Raw genomic sequence first — 16,632 nt, forward strand, 5'->3', positions numbered from 1 at the left:
GGCTCGGTTCTCGGTCAACCGTGCCGAGCAGGCTTACCGTTCGCTGACGATCCCCTTACCGATGCCGCTGAAATCCTCTTTGTCCAGGTCGAGCTGTGCGCCGCGGCACATCTCGGCAGCGAGTTCCTCGCTACCGAGCGCCGTGCGGAGGCGAGAGGTGATGCGCTGGACGTCATGCTGCTCACCGGGGGGCAACGGCGCTCCGGTGCCCGCGCGAAGCGTGCGGGCCGCGCCGAGCAGCCGTGCGGCGAGGCGATGGTCACCGCCGAGGCTGGTCGCCCCGGCCAGTCCCTCGACGGCCAAGGCGACCGCCCGGGGGTCCCCGGTGGCGCGCGCCACGTCGAGCGACTCCCGGTGGCGGCGCTCGGCGAGGACCGCATCGGCGCGGTGCTCCGCGATGAATCCCAACTCGGCAAGGGCAAGCGCGTAGCCGGGCAGGTAACCGGCGTGCCGGTTCCAGTCGAGTAGGTCCCGCTGCTGGGTCTCGGCGGCGTCGAGGTCACCCCGCCGACGCGCGATCATCGCCAGGCCCGTGCCGGCGAAGGCGGCGGCGGATCGGCTCGACTGTTCCCGCGCGACCTGTAGCGCGCGGTCGTGGCAGGCGGCCGCCTCGTCGAGGTCGCCGCGCAACAGGGCGATCCGTCCCATGCACGCCAGCTGCCGGGACACCGACGTCCACAGCCGCAGCTGTTCGGCGATGCGCAACGCCTCCCGGTACCGCATGGCTGCGCTGTCGTAGTCGCCGTGGATCTCGGCCAGGGTGCCCAACAGGCTCGTCGGATGCACCTGCCCCCAGCAGTCGCCCAGTTGCACGAACAGCGTCCGGCTGGTCTCGCAGTCACGCTGCACACCGGGCAGGTCGCTGCGGTGTACGAGCGCGAGGTCCGCCCGAGTGGCGCAGGCGGCAGCGATGCCCCACTGGTCGCCGTTGGCGCGGAACGTCGTCAGTGCCGCGTCGACCAGGGCGGCAGCCTCAGCCGGATCTCCGGAGCCGAGCATCATGGAGGCGAACAGCCACTGCGCGAACGCCTTCTCCGGCCCGTCGGCGTCCTGGTGGCATTCGAGGATCCGTTGCCGGGGAGCGTTCGGGTCACCGTCACGGGTTGCCAGGGCGGTCAGCCACATATCCGCACGTCGCCGCAGGGCGCCCGGTGCGACGTCGTCCGCACTTTTCGGGACGATGTCCAACGCCGTTCGCAGCGACCGGCGCAACTCCCCGAGCCGACCCCGGAGCAGCCGGTACCAGGCCAACGAGGTCGCGAGCGCCAGGCCCATGCGAGGCTGACCATCGGTGGCGGCGGCGTCCAGTGCCGCCCGCAGGTTGGCATTCTCGGCGTCGAGTTCCCGTAGCGCGCGACTCTGGTCATGACCCCGTAGCCGCCCTGCGGCCTGCTCAGCGAGACGGACGAAACACGCGGCGTGACGGCGACGGGTCGCCGGGAGTTCGCCGGCACTGTCGAGCTGTTCGAGACCGTAGGCAGCCACCGTCTCCGCGAGCCGATAGCGTCGTGGACTCTCGCCGCGCCGCGTCAGGACCAGCGATCGGTCGATCAATCGTGCCAGCACATCGAGGACCTCGTCGGACGCCACTTCTCCGCCCGCGCACACCTGCTCGGCGGCAGCGAGGGTGGCACCGTCGCTGAAGACCGCCAGCCGGCGCAGCACCGCCCGTTCGCCGGGCGACAGCAACTCCCAACTCCAGTCGATCACGGCGCGAAGCCCCTGCTGACGAGGGGGCGCGGTACGCCGACCGGATGACAGCAGTCGGAAGCGATCGTTGAGCCGCGCCGCCAACTCGCCCGGGTCGAGAACGGGCAGCCGGGACGCGGCCAGTTCCAACGCCAGCGGTACGCCATCGAGGCGCCGGCAGATGGTGGCGATCGTGTCAGTGTTCCGCTGATCGACGATGAAGCCCGGCTCGACGGCGCGGGCACGGATCTCGAAGAGCCGAACCGCCGGGGCCGCGGCGATCTGTTCCGCGGTCGCTCCCGGCTCCGGCAGCGCCAGCGGCGGCACCGGCAGGACGACCTCGCCCGGGATCCCGAGCGGTTCACGGCTCGTCGCCAGGATGCGCAGGTCGGCCGCGGCGCCGAGAAGGCTCTCGGTCAGCTCAGCGATGGGCGTCACCACGTGGTCGCAGTTGTCGAGCAGCAGCAGCATCCGCCGGTCCCGCAGCGCGGCGAGCAGCCGATCCATCGGCTCACCTGGCCGATCACCGGGCAGACCGGCCGGGGCATCGTCGCGGATCTCGAGAGTCGCCGCCACCACGTCGACAACCTCGGTACAGGTCACTTGGCCGTCGCAGTGCGGCTGGCCCGCCAGCTCAACGAGCCACACTCCGGCGGGGAACGCGTCGGCCAGCAGACGAGCGGCCTCGAGCGCCAACCTGCTCTTACCCACCCCACCCATTCCGGTGAGGGTCACCAGCCGCCCGTTCGTCAGCCGCTCCCGTACCGCCTTGACGGCCTCGTCACGCCCGATCAATCCGCCGTACGGACCAGGTGCCAGAGGCGCCGGCAGGTTGCTTCGGACCGGAGACGACGGCGGTGCCGGCGGCTGCAGCGCGCGGTCCTGGCGCAGGATCGCCCGATGCAGCTCGGTCAACTCCTGGCCGGGATCGATGCCGAGTTCATCACGCATCTGCCGACGGAACCGCTCGTAGGCGGACAGGGCTTCACGCTGGCGTCCCGAGCCGTACAGGGCGCGCAGGTGCGCGGCCCGTAACCGCTCGCGCCACGGGTGACGGGTGACCAGGTCGGCCAGCTCACCGGCGAGCAAGTGATGCTCACCGAGATCGAGCCGGGCCTCGGCCAAATCCTCCAGCGCCGCCAGGCGCTGGTCGTCGAGCCGCTCGACCGCCTGACGGACGAAACGCTCGTCACCAAAGTCGGCGTACGGGGAGCCGCGCCACAGCGACAGGGCCTCCGTCAGCTCCGCGACCCGGCCCACTGGCTCCCGCTGCGCCCGCGAACGCGCCAACAGAGCCGCGAAGCGGCCCGCGTCGACCGATTCCGGCGAAATACGCAGCCGGTAGCCGGCATCACCGGACTCGACAAGCGCACGGCCACCCGCCCCACCCGACTCCAGCGCGCGACGCAACTGCGACACCTTGGCCTGGAGCGCACCGAGCGGGTTGCCCGGCGCCCGGTCACCCCAGAGATCCTCGATCAGCCGGTCGGGGGACACCGGATGCCCCTCATGGACCAGCAGGTCAGCCAGGAGAGCCCGAACCTTCAGGCCGGGTACGGCGACGGGTTCGCCGTCGGGCGTCCACACCGCGATCTCGCCCAGCACCCCGAACCTCACCGCTTCACACTAGCCAGTCGGCTGTCCCGCCCGCGAAACGTCGATCGACAGTCGGCCCGCTCACCGGCAGGCGGCGCCGACGCCACCGAGGCGAACGTCAGTCGACGAGCAGTCGGCGGTAAGCCACCCCGGCGAGGCTGAACCGAGCCCACACCGGAGGAATGACATGAACTATCTACAACGGCACCGAACCGCCAACGGTCACGGGCAGGTCGCACCACGGCGGGTGGCCACGCCCTGGCTGGCCCTGCTGGCCGGTCCGCTGTCGTATGGGATCGCCGCGCCGGCCCTGCTGCTCGACGAGCTGGCGCGCGCGACGGGCACCGGGGAACGGGCCGCGGCGGCCGGCGTGACCGCCTTCGGCTGGGGGATCGCGTTGGGTACGCCACTGCTGGCGGCGCTACTGGCCCGCCGCGGCGTACGAACGGCCCTGACCGCCTCGGCCGCGCTGCTAGCCGCGGGGACGATCCTCCTCGTGCTGGTGCCGACACTGCCGGCGTTGGTGGCCGGCGCGGCGGTGCAGGCACTGGGATCCGCCGGCCTCAGCGTGACGGCCATGAAACTGGCCGATTCGCCTCGGCGGATGGGGGTGGTCGCCGCGTCGCTGGCGGTCGTGGGGGCCACCGGTCCGCTGACCGGTGCACTGGTAGCCGACCTCCTCTCGTGGCAGGCGGTGCTGGCGTTGCCCCTGCTGGCGGTGGCCGCCGTGCCTGCGGCCCGCCGCGACGCCACACCGCCGGACGGGGTGCCGGCGTCGTTCGATCCGCTCGGCATGGCTCTCCTTGCCATGCTGGTCACCGCGGCAGTTCTGACTCCGCACCGTCCGCTGCTGGCCGGCCCGGTCACCGTCGCGCTGCTGGCGTTGCTCGTGGTCCGGACGAACGTTAGCCCCGACGGCTTCCTGCCCGCCGCAGTGGCGCGCAACGGCCGGTTCCTCGCGGCGTGCGTGCTGGTCTTCACTGTCGGCCTGGTGAACTTCACCCTGCTCTACGCCGCACCGGATCTGCTGCGAGAGCACTCGGGTTGGGACAGCACCCGGAGCGGAGTCGTGCTGCTGGCGCCGTACCTGCTCGGCGGCCTCTGCTCGGGGTTCCTGATCGCGGCGTCCGTGCGGGTGCCACACCGCGTGACGGCCGCCGCATTGCTCGGCGGAGCCGTCGCGGCGCCGCTGCTAGCTGCGGTCGCCTCCGCCGTGCCGCTACTGCTGGTGGCAATGGCACTCGCGTCCCTTGCCGCCGCGACCGGCCAGGGCGTACTCGCCCTGCGAGCGACCGGCGTCGTGCCCGGCCCTCACAAGGCCGAAGCCCTGGGCCTGTTCAACCTTGCCTATCTGCTCAGTGTCGCGTTCGGTCCAGCGATCGCCGTGACGCTCTCGCATCAGACCGGCTGAGATCGAGCCGCGTCCGGCGCGGTGCCGGCAGGCCGCCACGACGAAGACCGCCTGCTGCCGAACCTCCGCCGCCATGGCGCCGTCCTCAGTTCTCCTCATCAGGCGTCGGGGACGCGAACGATCTTGCCCGTCGTTGCCCGCGCCTGTAGGGCTGCGTGCGCCGTGGCGGCCTGCGACAGGGGGAAAATCTGGAAGGCGGGCACCAGATGACCGGCGGCGGCCTCCGCAAGCGCGCGGGCCTCGTCGACGGGCGCGTCCTGGCCCTTCAACAGCAGGGCCAGTGCGTCGGTGAAACCCACGCCGCGCTCCTTCAGCTGTGCCTCCTCGGGACGGAACTCGTCCCGGGAGGCCGCGCCGATCGTGATGTAGCGCCCACCCTCGGCCCGCAGCCCGAAGGCGGCTCGCCCCTTGTCGCCCTCGACACCGTCCAGAACGACCGAGACGCTGCGTCCGCCCAGGGTGTCGCGGACGGTACCCGCCCAGTCCCGCAGGTTGTAGTCCACAGCGAGATTGGCGCCGAGCTCTCGCACTGCCGCCGTCTTGGCCGGTCCGCCTGCCGCACCGATGACCGTGGCGCCCAGGCGGCGCAGGACTGGCATCGACGCGGGAATCGCCGAACTCGTCGCTCTGCTGACCGGTCGGCAGGACAGCACCGCCGAGCAGGTCTGTGACCTCCTGCTCTCCCACTTCGGGAACACCACCGAAGACGACATCGTCCTGGCAGTCGTCCACGCCTGCCCCGACGACGGCGCACCATTGGTGATCGTGAATTCCTCCACCGGCCCCACGCCGGCCGGACCCGGCCGGTGAGTTAGGTCTATGGAACTGACGGTGTTCCCAGCCTGACTCGCCGGTTGTTGTTCCTGGTGAGGAGGCTGCCGTGATGACCACGACACAGAACGAAGTGACTGGACGGAAAGGCGGCTCAAGCCGTCGGCGGAGGCTACAGCACGCGAGCGTGACTCTCAGTCAGGATGCGATCGAGAAGACGACGAAGTTGGTCGAGTCTCTTGCTGAGGTGACGGCCGCAGTCGAGCGGGATCCAGTGTGCAAGTGGTGCGGTCAGGGCAGCGCGTACCCGGTCTCCTCCGCCAGCCGTCCCGCGCGCTTGTCGAGCCGCAGCGCCTCGGCTGCGTCCCCGGCCTCCTCCGCGGCGCGGGCGAGGATGCGGGACACCCGGATCTCGATCGGCTGGTAGCCCGAGCGGGCCGCGAGAGCCAATGCCGCCTGGCCATGCCGGCCGGCGGCCAGCGGGTCGTCGGCCGCCAGGGCCGCTGCGGCGAGGCCGGTCAGAGCGTTCGCCTCGCCCCAGCAGAAGCGGGTACGCCGCGCCAGATCGAGCGCCCGCCCGTGCTGCTCGGCCGCCTCGCTCAGCTGTCCCAACGCCAACAGCACCCGTCCCAGCGCGTCCACCGCCCACGCCTCGGTGCCTTCGTCGCCGATCTCCCTGGTCAGCGTCACCGCCCGCTCGGCGTCGACAAGAGCCTTCTCCGCCCGTCCGGTGTCACACCAGAGCACCGCCCGACCGGCGAGAGCGGTCGCTTCGCCGTAGCGGTAGCCGAGATCCTGGTTGGCGACGAGCGCACGGGCATAGAGGTCATCGGCGCGGGTTTGGTCGCCCCGATCCCGGCGCACATTCGCCAGATCCACCAGGAGCACCGCCACGTTGTAGTGCGCCCCGGCCCGTTCACCCCGCTCCAATGCCGCCGAAAATTGCGCTTCGGCCTCCACAAAGGCTCCAAGCTGCCAGTACGAGAACCCAAGGTTGGCCAGAGACATCGCTTGGCCGCCCTCGTTGCCCGACTGACGGCTGAGCGCCAGCGAGAGCTGGGCGCAGTGAATTGCGGCCCGCGGGTCACCCAGGCGCTGGTGGACCGCGCTGAGATTGTTGAGGATGCCGTTGCGGCCCTCCTCCCAGCAATCCGCTTCGGTGCAGAGCAGTCCGTCGAGCAGGTGTTGACGCGCCTCCTCGTACCGACCGCTGTTGACCTGCACCAACGCGATGCTCTGGTGCATCGCGGCCTGGGCCCGGGCATCGTTCTCTGCCTGCGCCGCGGCGAGTGCCGTCATCGAGGTGATCAGCCACTCATCCCGGCGACCCCGCTGGTGGTAGTAGGCGCGCATCGCGTCGGTGAGGTGCCAGGCGTACCGTCTGGGCCCGTGCAGGGCGGTCTGCTCCACCGCCGCGGTGAGGTTCGCCGACTCGGCGTCCAGCCAGGCTAGGGCCGCGTCGGTGTCGGTGAACGGGTCCGTGCTCAGCGGGCGTGGCAGCCGCACGAAGTGCGGAATGATTCGGCGGCCAGCGACGTCCGCCACGTTCAGGTAGTGGTCGAACAGCCGCTGCCGGGCGGCCTCCCGGGCGGCCTCGACCTCCTCCCCGGCAATGCGGTCCATGGCGTATTGGCGCAGCAGATCGTGGAATCGGTAGCGATCTCCGGGATGCCGCTCCAGCAGGTGCGCTGCGGCCAGCGCGCGCAGCCGTTGGGTGGCGGTGGCCGTCGGCACGTTCGCGAGCGCGCCCGCCGGGCCGGCGGTGATGCTCGGCCCGGGTACCAGACTGAGCCGGCGGAACATCTCCCGCAGCGATGCCGGTAACGCCCGGTAGGACAGGGCGAATGCCTTGGTCACTGCGCCCTCCTCGGCGCCATCAACGGTGAGTCCGCCCAGCAGGTCCCCGTCGGTCAGCTCGCGGACCAGCCCGGCCATGTCCGGTCCCCCCGGCGCCTGGAGGTTCGCCGCGGCGATGCGCAGTGCCAGCGGCAGGTGCCCGCAGAGCCGGGCCAACTCGGCCGCCGCGGTGGCCTCGGCCTGCACGACAGGCTCGCTGAGCAGCGTCGCCAGCAGCCGTATCGACGCCACTGGTGTGAGCACGTCGAGCGGGAGCGACCGCGCCCCGGCGCGCACCACCAACTCGCCGAGGCGGTGCCGACTGGTGACCAGCACCGTGCCCGAGGACGGGAGCAGCGGCAGCACCTGGTCGACGTCACGGGCGTTGTCCAGGACCAACAGCACGTCACGGTCGGCCAGCAGTGAGCGGAACAGTGCCGCCCGGGCGTCCAGGTCGTGCGGCACCGCTCTCGGGTCGATCCCGAGCGTGGTCAGCAGCTGAGTGAGCGCCGCCTGCGGCGCAACCGGGTCACGGTCGGCGTCGAAGCCCCGCAGGTCCAGGTACAGCTGCCCGTCGGGAAACGCCCCGCTGACCCGGTGCGCCCAGTACAGGGCGAGAGCTGTCTTGCCCACCCCGGCAGTGCCGCTGAGCACCCAGATTCGGATACCGTCAGCCGATTCGGTCAGCCCGGCGTCGAGCCGGGCCAACTCAAGGTCCCGGCCGGCGAGGTGCGGGATGTGGTGGGGCAGCCCCGCAGGGCGAGCCAGCGGGGGGCCCGCTCCCCCAGTTGGTCTGGCGGCCTCAGCGGACAACTCAAGGGTCGGGTCAGCACGGAGGATCAGCGCCTCAAGCGTGCGCAGGGCTGCACCCGGATCGAGGCCGTGTTCGTCGGCGAGACGATCGCGGACCTGCCGGTAGGTGGCCAGCGCGTGGTCCGCGCGGCCCTCCCGATACAGGGCGAGCATCAGCTGACCTACCAGCCTCTGCCTGCTGGGTTGCCGGGCCACCGGGTCGGTCAGCTCATCGACGACCTGCCGGGAACGGCCCTGCCGCAGCAGCACGTCGGCCCGATCCTCCACTGCTGTCCAGCGAGCCTCGCACAGACGCGCGCAGAGCAGGTGTCGCACCTGCTCGTCGGCCACGTCGGCGAGCGGTTCTCCGCGCCACAGAGCCAACGCCTTGTCGAACAGGTCCACCGCGGTGTGGTCGTCGACGGTACGGGCCTGCGTGACCAGCGCGGTGAACCGGTGGGCGTCGATCGCCAGTGGATCGACCCGGAGCAGGTAGCCGGGCTCGCGACCGATCAACTCGACCGGCGCTCCGGCCTGCCGCAGCGCGGCGCGCAGTCGCGAGATCAACGCTTGGACGGTGCCTCGGGCACTGCGCGGCGGTTCCTCACCCCACACCAGGTCGATCAGCCGGTCCACCGACACCAGCCGATCGGGCTCGAGCAGCAGCACCGCGAGGACCAGTCGGGGCTGACGCCCGCCGAGGTCTATCCGAGCGCCCTGCGCCCACGCCTCGACCGCGCCCAACACCCGGAACTCCATCGGCCTGTCCCCTCTCCGCGAGTACGCCGGTTCCCCTCTGGTGGTCTGCAAGCCGATTGCAAGGCTCCTGCATTCACTGTTGCGGATCATTACGCCTACTCCGGCCGGCGGTCAAACGTGCCGTCCGGCTTAGACGTGCGGCCGACGCCAGCCGCGCTCACCTCGAACGGGGACGGCGAGTACCTGAACTCACGCGGTCGGCAGCCTGCGGCGACCGACCGGTCCACGGGAAGGAATTTCGTGCTCGTGCGTCAACACATAGTCCGCGCCGGCTCGCTCGCGTTGGCGATGACCCTGGCCCTCACCGGCTGTGGTTTCGACAGGACCCACCAAACAGAGGGTGCCGCCAAGGATTCGAAGGACACGATCGGTGCCGCACCGTCTCAGCCCGAGCCGATCGGCGCCGCCATCGCGAGTCGTGACATTCAGATCGGCGAAAACGGCAACCTCTTTCCGGTCAGGGTGGAGTTATACCAGCTGCGGCGCGACGACGGGTTCGTCAATCTCAGCGTCCGATTGACCCGCACGGATGCCGTGGGCAGCCCGAACCGCTGGCAGATCGCGAGCGCCTTTCAAGGCGACACCATCTCGTTGGCCTTCTCGGGTGTGACGCTGATCGACCGGAAGAACCGCAAGCGGCACCTGGTGGCCCGGACGGGCGAACCGGACGCGAAACCCGGTCAGGTGAAGTACCTCGCTTCGTCCGACCTCCAGTCGGTATTCGTCCAGGCCGGTCAGTCGGTGGACCTGTACGCCATGTTCGGCGCCCCGCCGGATGATGTCACCGCCGTCGATGTTGTCGTTCCCCGCGTTCCGGTCTTCGAAAATGTCCCGCTCGGTTAGCCGGCAGGTGGCGCCGGTGGCGATCGCACTGGCCCTCCTGCTGGTCAGTGATCCGGCAGACGCCTGGTCCGCGCCGAGGTCCCCGGACATGGTTTTGCCCGGACCGACACGTGAGTTCGGCGATCAGGTGAGCAGCCCGATCCTCGACATCCATGCGCCGATCGAGGACGTCTTTCTGCGTACCGAGGACCTCGACGGCAACACCCGGGAGGCGGAGTCCGGTGGGCGCATCGAGCTGACCCTTTCGGCGGACGTGCTCTTCGCATTCGGCAAGGCCGATATTTCTCCGGCGGCTCGTCTCCAGCTGGCTGAGATCGCCACGCGACTCCGCGAGCAGGCCACCGGCACGGTCCAGATCTTCGGACACACCGACTCGGTGGGTAGCGACGGGGCCAACCTGGCGTTGTCCCGCCGGCGAGCTGAGGCGATTCGGGACGCTCTGGCTCCGCGACTCGTCGACAGCAAACTCACGTACGCGGTTGAGGGCTTCGGGGAGACGCGTCCCGTCGCGGCGAACACCGTAGCGGGCAAGGACAACCCGAGGGGCAGGGCCAGCAACCGTCGGGTCGAGATCCGTTTCGACAAATGATCGATTCCGGGGCCATTCCTGCCGCTGACCGAGTCAGGCAGAACCCGATGGACGATGCGCCGCAAACCCGCGTTGAACGCCTTCGCCATCACCTTCAGCGACCGCTTCCCGGCCGCTGAAACCTACTAACCAAGATCGCCGGAACCACCCTTAGCGAGACAGGCAAGTACTAAGTACTAAGGCTGTGGTCGCCGATCTGGCTGAGGCACTTGGGGTTACGGGGAGTTTGACCGACGCGATCGTGGGCGTCTCGTGCGTCTGGTCGCGAGCGGACGAGGTCGATACCGCCGTCCTCACGCTCGCCGCCGAGCATTGCCTGGGGTTTACGAACCGGACTAAAGCGTCGTAAGCCAGAACGCATCGGGGCATACAGTGCTCCCTACGCTCTCGTCGAAGCGCTTTCCGACGATGCCGGACCCGACGCGGTTCCGCTGCCACTGCGACTGAGGCGCTGCGGCTGAACGATCGTGCCGTACGGCTGGCCGAGGAGATCGGGTACGCGTTGCCGTGCGGATCGGCTCCGGATCCGCGCCGGGCGCACCGATCCTGACGACGAGGAGTGCGAGGAAACCGGCTCGGTCCGACTGAAACCGCATGTCTCACTGCTGATTGGCCGGTCGTCTGCTTCTCCCGCAGGGCGCTGCAGGCCGTTTGCAAGCGCGTTACAAGCGTTGGTCGGAAGGGTGTGACGAACAGGAGCATTGCGGCCGGAAGGGGCAGGTGGGCGCTCCGGTGCAGCTCGGGCGGTCCGGTGCGGGGCAGCCTCGAACGACCACGCCGCACCCGACCGTACCGGCCATTGGAATACCCACAGATAGGAAAGACTATGAGGAAAGTAACGGCCAAGCGGCTCACAGCAGCAGGCGGGCACTCGCACTCGCCCTCTACGGCAGCCTTGCTGTCGCGGCACCGGCATCTGCGACGGTCGCAGCCATTCCGAGCGCAACGGCGGTCGAGACGGAAATCGGGACCATGGCAGGGTGCACGGCCTGGACGCCGCACCTCAGGCGAGTCATCGTCGCTAAGGCCGCCGTGCACAGCAGTTATTCGGGGTCGTCCTCGGTGATAGCAACGTGGAAGTTCAGGCAGCTTTTCCGTGTCGACAAGCGGTGCGTGAACAGTGCCGGAAACCTGTGGTGGCACTCGGACTGCTGCGCCGGCGTCAAGGGCTACATCTGGAACGATTACACAGAGGTGGCCGAATGGAACTAGGCCGCGTTTCATAGCGGGTGCTGGCGGTCGACCTTGATTAGGGTTGCGGCGTGTCGGTGATTGATGCGCAGTGAGGTCTCCGGTAGATGGTTCAGCGACCAAGCAGAACCTGAAACCGGAGACCTCGTGGCCACCACACCGGTCACGAGGCGGCGCAGCGCACACCGTGGGCAAATCATTTGTGTCCGAGGGACAACACGACTCGTTGCCCCACCGCCGTTGACGCTCAGCGCAACCCTGAAGCTCGCGCGAGGCTAGCGATCGTAGTGATCTATCGCTCGCCGCGGCGGGCCGACCGGACCGGGGCGATGCGGGGTCGGCCGACGCGAAACACGGCGAGCGGTTGGCCGTCGACCCGCTCGGCGAGCCGACCGGCGGTCGCGGGGCAGTCGATGAGCTGGCTGAGCGGATGGACCGCCACGTCGTGCCGGGCGAGAGCCAGCCACGTACGCAGCAGACGTCGGCCCGAGGTGATCTGGTCGTCGCCGTCGACGGCGAGGAGGACCAGGACGCTGCCGTCGTAGCGCAACAGGCCGCGGCCGCTGGCGGCCAGCAGCGCCGGCAGGCCCAGTCGGCGGGTGACCGGGTACGCGCGCAGCACGGCGGACAGGACACGCGACTCGGTCCGGGACAGGCTGAGCGCCCGGTCCGTGAGTCCGTCCAGGTGATATCGCGGATGGCGCGGACTGAGACGCAGCCAGTCCCGCAACTCGACGGCGACGGCAGGTGTGCGGAACATCCACCGGTCGGCGACGGCCAGGTCCGATACGAGAGCTCGGGTCGGGACGTGCGCGATACCCGGCTCGAGATCGGCGAGGACGGCGTCGTCGACGTACCCGGGTGCGTATGGACCACGGGCGACCCGGCGGGCCTCGATGTCGGCGATCGTGAACGGAGTCGTGTACCTCTGTGCCGCGGGGACCAGTCGTGGACCGGGCGCCACGGTGACGGTGAGGCCGAGTTCGGCGGAGACGATGAGGCATGTCTCGACGAACGCGCCGATACCGAGGGCCAGATCACGCCCGGTCGGGTCGGAGTCGGGCAGGCGGCACGCGGGATCAACATCGATGGCGATCTCGTCGGTGTGGTATTTCGGCCGCCACGGCTGCGTGTTGTGTGCGCTTGGTGCCCGGCGGCAGATCGCCTCGGTAGCCCGCAACTGCTCGACCCAACTCACACCGCTGTTCCTCGCTCGTAGAAGGTGTACCCGTGCAGTGGCCGCCCACCCGCGCGCCGGTACTGAGCGGCCGAAGCGACGTTCGTCCGCTCGACGAAGGTGCTGCGCAGCGTCCGGTAGCCGTTGCGGGCGAGGTTGCGATGCAACTCCCGGGACAGCAGCGTCAGGTACCCGTTGCCCTGCTCATCGGGAACGGTGCCCTTGATGATGAGGACCGCGTCCCGCCGGTACCGGCCGCGGGTGGCGAGAAGCCGGAGCTGATTGAGTACGCCGAGCCGACCGCCGACGCTCATCAGGTAGTCGGAGATGTCCGGCACGGTGACGACGAACGCGACGGGTCGTCCGGCCTTCTCCAGCCAGAGCAGCAGCGCCTCGTCGAGTAGGAACGCCAGGCCGTCGGTCTGCTCCGCCAGTTGCTCGGCGGAGATGTCGGTGTAGTAGTCCAACTGCGCGAAGCTGGCGTTGAGCATCCGGCGCAGGATCGGCAGTTGGCTGCGCAGGTGCCATCGGGAGCCGTGCCGGATGACGAGCTGTTCGGCGGCCATTCGAGCATTGTCGAAGGTGAACCCATGGTCGGTTCCGGCCGGAGCACCGGCAGTGGGCCGAGCAGCCGTGGCCGTATCGTCGAGGTCCACCAGCCAGGTGTCGGCCTCGAAGCGACGGTGGAAGCCGTGCCGCTCGTACATTTTGGGGTAGTAGGGGGGGTTCCACGCCGAGTCCACGAAGCCACGGTCGGCGAAGCCGGAGGTGATGACCCCTCCGGTCTGGTTGGGCAGCAGGGCCACCGGCCCGAACAGGTGTCGACCGTCGGCCCGGGTTGCAACCGCGTCCATGATGGCGGTGAAGACATCGTCGTCGTCGACGAACTCGGTGTGCCCGAACAGTTGTCGTGGGCCGATCTTGTCGTCGAGGGGCGCGCTGCGGTGCATGCTGGTGCGTCCCACGACCTCGCCGCGTCGGTCGCGGACCACGAACAGCTCGGCGGCGTCCCGGTGGGCCGCGATGACCGAAGACACCAGGGGTACGTACCGGTCGGTCGGGTGGAGCCGGAGCGGAAAGTCGACGAATGCGCGCAGGTCGGCCCTTGACTGCACGGGGTCCACTCTCATGCGCGGTGCACCGGCGGCCCGGACGTCTCACGTGAGAGCGGCGTGAACGTAGGTATGTGTGCCATGACGTCGGACTCGGCGCGCCAGATGCCGTTGCTGTAGCCCTCGGGCTCGGCGTTGTAGAGGCGGATGTAGCCGCCTGTCGCGTTCTTCGTGCCGTGATCGGTCACCCAGCACATGAGGTCCCGGTGATGGCGGCTGCGGGCGAACGTCAGGAGCGCGTCACGGTCGCTGAAAAAGGCGATGGTGCCGAGCGTGAACGGGAACTGGTAGTAGACGGTGTGCCAGCGGTATCCGTCCATCCGTCTCATCTGCCGGACCATTCGGATCCAGGTCCGGGTGAGCGTGATGATCGAGCGCGGCCCCCGGTAACGGGTGGCGCCGACGAACATGGCTGTCGCCTGGCCCACCGCGGGCGCGGCGGAGAAGTCGGTGGTCCTCATGCCGGAGCACCCTTCACCAGGTAGACGTTCTTGATTCTGGACGCCGCGTCGGCGAACGGGCCGGTGCCGTACTCGTGGACCTCCACCCGCAGGTCCGCCGCGGACGGGTCCTCGGCGAGGGACTCGGCGAAGTCCCGGCTGACCTCGGCGAGGTGGCGTAACACCCCCGCGTGGCAGGTGTCGGTGAGGGTTCGCCGCTGCACCGGGTTGAGCGCCAGGCCCTCGCGGAGTTGCAGGTTGACCACCGGCCGGCTCTCCAGGTCAGCCTGCTCGGTCACCGCCAGGCAGAAGCTCTGCAGCAGGTGCGCCTGGGGATTGCCCGCGTAGAGGCCGTACTCGACGTCCTGCGGGTAGATGTTGGCGCCCATATAGGAGATCGTGCTGTCCTTGCGGCCGTACAGGAACAGCAGTGGTAGACGCATCCGGTCGACCTGCCAGGCACGGTCCGCGGCGGCCCGCGCCGCGGGGTCGGCGATCGCGGCCAGGACATCCGGGTACGAGATCAGCCGGCCCTCGTCGCCGATGTTGTAGCGGACTCGGGGATTGAGCACCGCCGTGGAGTTGATCGTGCAGAGCACCTCGTGGTCCGCCGTGGTCTCCAGGTAGGTCTCCAGCGGGTTGTACTGGAAGACCATCGGCAGCCGGTGCTCGTCGGCGCCGAGCAGCGCGGTCCGCAGCGCGGCGTCGGTACGCAGCTGTCGGCGGACCCAGACGCTGAAGTCACTCTCCCCGGCCATGCCGATGGTGAGGTCGCTGGCCCCGTAGCCGGAGCGCACCTTGACGAAGCGCTCCTCCAGGTAGTCGCGCAGCGCTTCGGTCATCCCCTCACCGCCGACCAGTCCGCTGATGCGGTATTCGGCCCAGGGGAAGTCATCGACGTCGAGCTTGTCGCGCAGGTGCTTGAGAAACGGTGGGTAGGCGGTGACGATGTAGTCGAAGCCGGGGCCGAAGTACAACAGGGTGTCGACGATCTTCCGCAGGTCGGGTCCCGTGTTCTTGACCATCGCGATCGCCGACATGGCGATGCCGGTGTTGGTCCCGGTGGCCCAGGCGCCCATCGAGTACGCGTTGATGACGAAGCGCCGCTCGGACGGGAATACCATTGTCGCGTAGCCGGCCAGGTTCTTGTGCACCGAGCGCAGCTCCCGGCGGCTGCGGATCCAGTTGAACGGCTGGCCGGACGAGCCCGACGACTCGTCGACCACGCTCCCGGCGATCTCGATCTGCCCGTGCCGACAACGCTGCGCCTCCGGGTACGCCTGCACGTACGACCGCTTGTCGGTGGGCGGGTAGGACGACAGATCGAACCAGCGGAACCGCCAGTGGTGGCGGTGGAGAAAGACGCCGTACGCGGGCACGTCGATCGCGGCGAACTGGCAGGTCATCCAGGCGTGTAGCCGCGCGAAGCGGCCCATGCAGGGACGGTACTGACGTGCCGTGAGCCGCCACACCGCCGGATGGATCCGGTAGAGGGTGTAGAGCCAGGTCAGGGCGAAGCTCGCGGCCCGCAGGGTCCACCGACGCAGGAATGTCACCACGCGGCAACACTAGGGGTCGGTCGAGCCGGCCACCTGATGACGAATACTCAGCCCTCCTGAGTATTCGAACCCCCGCGGGTTGCAACGAGTTCGAGACGAGGCCGGGTCGGCTTGAGGACCCAGCAGTGGGCCATCCCCAAGCTCACTGAACTACTCACTGTTCTCGCTGTTGTTGCCCGGACGGCGCGTCAGTGCCGAATCAGGCCGCCGACCGCAACCGGAGAGACGTGACCGGTCGCCGGAAGGGCTCGCGCCAGCGCAAGACCGACATCGACCAGCGACGACCGGCACAGACCGGCGACATCTGAAATCGATGTCCAGACCGACTCGGCGGTCTCGCCGTTCGCCTCGGGGCCGAAGGACACCACCAGTGATCCGGACCTGGTAAAAGATGCCGACGTTCTGATCCTCGATCCCCAGATGCGCCGCAGCGGCAGGAATCACCCGCGAGTCCACGCCCAGCAGGCGTTCGACCACCGAAACGCAGCCCGTCTCCTCAGCGACCTCCCGCACCACAGCATCGAACGGATCCTCCGCCTGCTCAACCTTGCCACCCGGAAGGGTCCAGTGGGTGTCCCCCGTCGGCGAAACATAATGGGCGAGCAGCACACGCCCCTCCTCAATGCACACGGCATACGCCGCCAGCCGGAAACTCATCCGTGCACCTCCAACCGGACCCTACCGAGCCGGCGACGGCCCTCGCGTGACCGGCGTTCGGCGACGCCCTTTCATGGTGCGTAGCGATTGGCTCCGACGTGGTGCAGGGCGAGGATGGCATGCACGATCGTGGTGGATCGGCGTGGGCAGCAGCGCGGCTGGGTAAGGATCTTCCAGTGGCAGGCCGGCCTCACCGACACCCTGGGCCGG

General features: G+C 69.3%; 12 protein-coding genes and 1 pseudogene. 4 read left to right on the forward strand and 9 right to left on the reverse strand.

Annotation, left to right across the window (positions count from 1 at the left end):
- Positions 1-33 precede the first annotated feature (33 nt).
- Positions 34-3,306, reverse strand: coding sequence for a BTAD domain-containing putative transcriptional regulator (locus ACFYPG_RS06455; protein WP_355008376.1), 3,273 nt, complete (start codon positions 3,304-3,306; stop codon positions 34-36).
- A gap of 166 nt (positions 3,307-3,472) precedes the next feature.
- Here ACFYPG_RS06455 and ACFYPG_RS06460 point away from each other — a divergent pair, with 166 nt between their 5' ends.
- The gene (locus tag ACFYPG_RS06460) at positions 3,473-4,696 is read left to right on the forward strand and encodes an MFS transporter (protein ID WP_387350690.1); all 1,224 of its coding nucleotides are present in this window, start codon (positions 3,473-3,475) and stop codon (positions 4,694-4,696) included.
- Between the two features lie 98 nt (positions 4,697-4,794).
- On the opposite strand, the gene ACFYPG_RS06465 is transcribed toward ACFYPG_RS06460, so the two are convergent.
- Positions 4,795-5,295: a zinc-binding dehydrogenase gene (locus tag ACFYPG_RS06465; RefSeq protein WP_387350905.1), complete on the reverse strand. Its 501-nt coding sequence runs from the start codon at positions 5,293-5,295 to the stop codon at positions 4,795-4,797.
- Between ACFYPG_RS06465 and ACFYPG_RS06470 the strand changes: the two genes are divergently transcribed.
- A complete protein-coding gene (locus tag ACFYPG_RS06470; protein ID WP_387350922.1) occupies positions 5,261-5,506 on the forward strand; it encodes a hypothetical protein in 246 nt (81 codons plus the stop codon). The two genes, ACFYPG_RS06465 and ACFYPG_RS06470, sit on opposite strands and share 35 nt — an antisense overlap.
- Positions 5,507-5,758: 252 nt before the next feature.
- Here the strand turns inward: ACFYPG_RS06470 and ACFYPG_RS06475 are convergent, their stop codons facing one another.
- Positions 5,759-8,854: a BTAD domain-containing putative transcriptional regulator gene (locus ACFYPG_RS06475; protein WP_387350692.1), complete on the reverse strand. Its 3,096-nt coding sequence runs from the start codon at positions 8,852-8,854 to the stop codon at positions 5,759-5,761.
- Between the two features lie 240 nt (positions 8,855-9,094).
- On the opposite strand from ACFYPG_RS06475, the gene ACFYPG_RS06480 reads away from it, so the two are divergent.
- Both ACFYPG_RS06480 and ACFYPG_RS06485 read left to right on the forward strand, forming a co-directional pair.
- The gene (locus ACFYPG_RS06480) at positions 9,095-9,697 is read left to right on the forward strand and encodes a hypothetical protein (protein ID WP_387350694.1); all 603 of its coding nucleotides are present in this window, start codon (positions 9,095-9,097) and stop codon (positions 9,695-9,697) included.
- A gap of 16 nt (positions 9,698-9,713) precedes the next feature.
- On the forward strand, positions 9,714-10,286 hold the full coding sequence (locus tag ACFYPG_RS06485; protein WP_355008381.1) for an OmpA family protein: 573 nt from the start codon (positions 9,714-9,716) through the stop codon (positions 10,284-10,286).
- 1,483 nt (positions 10,287-11,769) lie between these two features.
- On the opposite strand, the gene ACFYPG_RS06490 is transcribed toward ACFYPG_RS06485, so the two are convergent.
- The 6 genes and pseudogenes from ACFYPG_RS06490 to ACFYPG_RS06515 form a co-directional block, all read right to left on the reverse strand.
- On the reverse strand, positions 11,770-12,675 hold the full coding sequence (locus tag ACFYPG_RS06490; protein WP_387350696.1) for a hypothetical protein: 906 nt from the start codon (positions 12,673-12,675) through the stop codon (positions 11,770-11,772).
- Complete coding sequence (locus ACFYPG_RS06495; RefSeq protein WP_387350698.1) at positions 12,672-13,769, reverse strand: hypothetical protein; 1,098 nt, start codon at positions 13,767-13,769, stop codon at positions 12,672-12,674. The genes ACFYPG_RS06490 and ACFYPG_RS06495 overlap by 4 nt, the downstream gene beginning before the upstream one ends.
- Before the next feature lie 11 nt (positions 13,770-13,780).
- The gene (locus ACFYPG_RS06500) at positions 13,781-14,227 is read right to left on the reverse strand and encodes a DUF4188 domain-containing protein (protein WP_357194291.1); all 447 of its coding nucleotides are present in this window, start codon (positions 14,225-14,227) and stop codon (positions 13,781-13,783) included.
- A complete protein-coding gene (locus ACFYPG_RS06505; RefSeq protein WP_387350700.1) occupies positions 14,224-15,765 on the reverse strand; it encodes a phenylacetate--CoA ligase family protein in 1,542 nt (513 codons plus the stop codon). The genes ACFYPG_RS06500 and ACFYPG_RS06505 overlap by 4 nt, the downstream gene beginning before the upstream one ends.
- Positions 15,766-15,915: 150 nt before the next feature.
- Positions 15,916-16,422: an NUDIX hydrolase gene (locus tag ACFYPG_RS06510; protein WP_387350701.1), complete on the reverse strand. Its 507-nt coding sequence runs from the start codon at positions 16,420-16,422 to the stop codon at positions 15,916-15,918.
- A 71-nt stretch (positions 16,423-16,493) separates the two neighbouring features.
- Positions 16,494-16,598: pseudogene (locus ACFYPG_RS06515) on the reverse strand (IS5/IS1182 family transposase); the annotation flags it as partial.
- Positions 16,599-16,632 lie beyond the last annotated feature (34 nt).

This window comes from Micromonospora sp. NPDC005553 (genome assembly GCF_042871765.1).
Classification (GTDB): Bacteria; Actinomycetota; Actinomycetes; order Mycobacteriales; family Micromonosporaceae; genus Micromonospora.